This window comes from Streptococcus hyointestinalis (genome assembly GCF_041225505.1).
GTDB lineage: Bacteria > Bacillota > Bacilli > Lactobacillales > Streptococcaceae > Streptococcus > Streptococcus hyointestinalis_B.
This window is the reverse complement of sequence record NZ_JBCLSK010000080.1, coordinates 1-1,956: the sequence shown is the minus strand read 5'-3', so window position 1 is coordinate 1,956 and position 1,956 is coordinate 1. Positions and strand designations below refer to the sequence as shown.

At 38.8% G+C, this 1,956-nt stretch carries 1 pseudogene; it reads left to right on the top strand.

Annotation, left to right across the window (positions count from 1 at the left end):
- Positions 1-164 precede the first annotated feature (164 nt).
- Positions 165-1,845 (top strand): annotated as a pseudogene (locus AALA56_RS09955) (MFS transporter).
- Positions 1,846-1,956 lie beyond the last annotated feature (111 nt).

Sequence of the window (1,956 nt, the reverse complement as noted above, 5' to 3'; positions counted from 1 at the left end):
GGCTTACAATTGAGAATAGAGCAAATCGTACTAGCCTATAATTTGAGATATTTTGAAATCAACTAGCACCACGGGTATCATATACCAATTTGTGATGTAAGTCAATGTTGACTTTTATATAGATATAGTTCATATTATCATTATTAATATAAAGGGGGTCTGAAATGAAAAAAGTACTTTCAATCTTTGCCATGTGCATTGGCATTTTTCTCTGTATGTTGGACACAACAGTGATGAACATTGCACTTCCATCCATACAAGATAGTTTACATGTGACGCTCAATAATTTGCAGTGGGCATTGAACATCTACACTATACTGTTTGCTTCGCTCACCATTCCTTTGAGTCAATTAGCAGAAAGGTTCGGCAAGCACAAATGTTATCTACTGGCTTTGTTGCTGTTTGCTGTAGGTTCATTGATGTCTTCGCTTAGTACAACACTTACACAGCTTATCATAGGGCGAGCTATTCAAAGTATGGGTGCTGCTCTTATCTTTCCTCTATCCATGACGATAGGCATCAATACGGTCAGTTTAGAGGCACGAAAAGGCGTTATTGCGGCGCTGGGTGTGACACAGGGGGCTAGCATCCGCTTTAGGACCAACAATAGGAGGAGTAGTGACACAGTTTCTGGGATGGGAGTGGATTTTTCTCATCAATCTTCCACTGACAGCTCTTTCTTTTCTTATCTGTGTGACTTGTCTCGAGCTTAAAGAAAGAGGAGACAGAGTAGAGAGTGATGTTCTGGGTGCTGCCTTGTGTATGCTGACACTTTTTACTATGACATTAGGTTTAGTTCAAGGGCGTAGTTGGGGTTGGACGAGTATTACTATCTTGTAACTGCTCAGTAGTTCTATCGTCTTATTGGTTCTCTTTATTCTTTGGGAGAAGCATTTCAAGCAGCCTATGGTGCCGCTTGAGATTTTTAAAAACAAAGCCTTCACAGGTGCTGCTCTTGTTGGTTTACTGAGTAATGTTTTTTTAGTGGCTGTCACTGTTGTTCTTCCAACCTACTTTACAAGAGTGCAAAACAAAACGGAATTAGTTGCTTCTCTTTTGGTGACACCCATTACGGCAATGATTTTTATCTTCTCTCCAATCGCTGCGCTGATGATTGATAAGCTTGGTCCAAGAGTTGTGATTGCCAGTGGTTTTATTTTAATGACTATTGCTTATTATCTCTTCACTCAAATTGAGATGTCAAATCTTGTCCAAACGAGTATGGCTTGTCTTATCCTAGGTGCTGGCTATGGTATCATCGCTGGTCCTATCACCGTTTTAGCAGCGTCTGACTTTACGGGAACTTTGCTAAGTGCTTCACAGAGTGTTGCTGGTGTCTTAAGGCAGATTGGTATTGTCTTAGCTGTAGCTATCTATGTCAGTGGTTTATATGCTAATCTGACAACAGCAAAGTCTGAATCCATTGACTATATCACAAAGATTGTCAAAACAATAGATGTCAGTTCCTCAAAACAAAAGACAATTATTGAGACCGCAGCTAGTTCCTTGGGGAAAAGTACCAGTACACCGACTTCGACAAATCATTTTTCAAAAAAAGAAAAAGACCGTATCATTGAAGAAAACTATGAAGCCGTTCTCTCTCGATACCCAAGTACTATCAGTAATGAGCAGAAAAAACAAATTCACAGCAGTGTTGAAGAGACAGTGACAAAGAAACTTCAGACAATAAATAAACAAATCAACACCGCTATTCAAAAAATCAAGACGTATGCCAAAAAACACTATACAAAAGCCTTCACAAAATTGTACCAGTATTCGATTGTCTTTGTCGCCTTATCCACTTTTTCTTTTCTGCTATTTCCCAAAAAGAGAATGTCCAAGTAGTTTGAAGAGCTAATAAAAACCACTGATAAATTTATGAACTGCATCCCAAAAGTTAGACAAACAATCTAACGAATGGGGTGCTTTTCTTATGAAATTAAGTTACAAAGATAA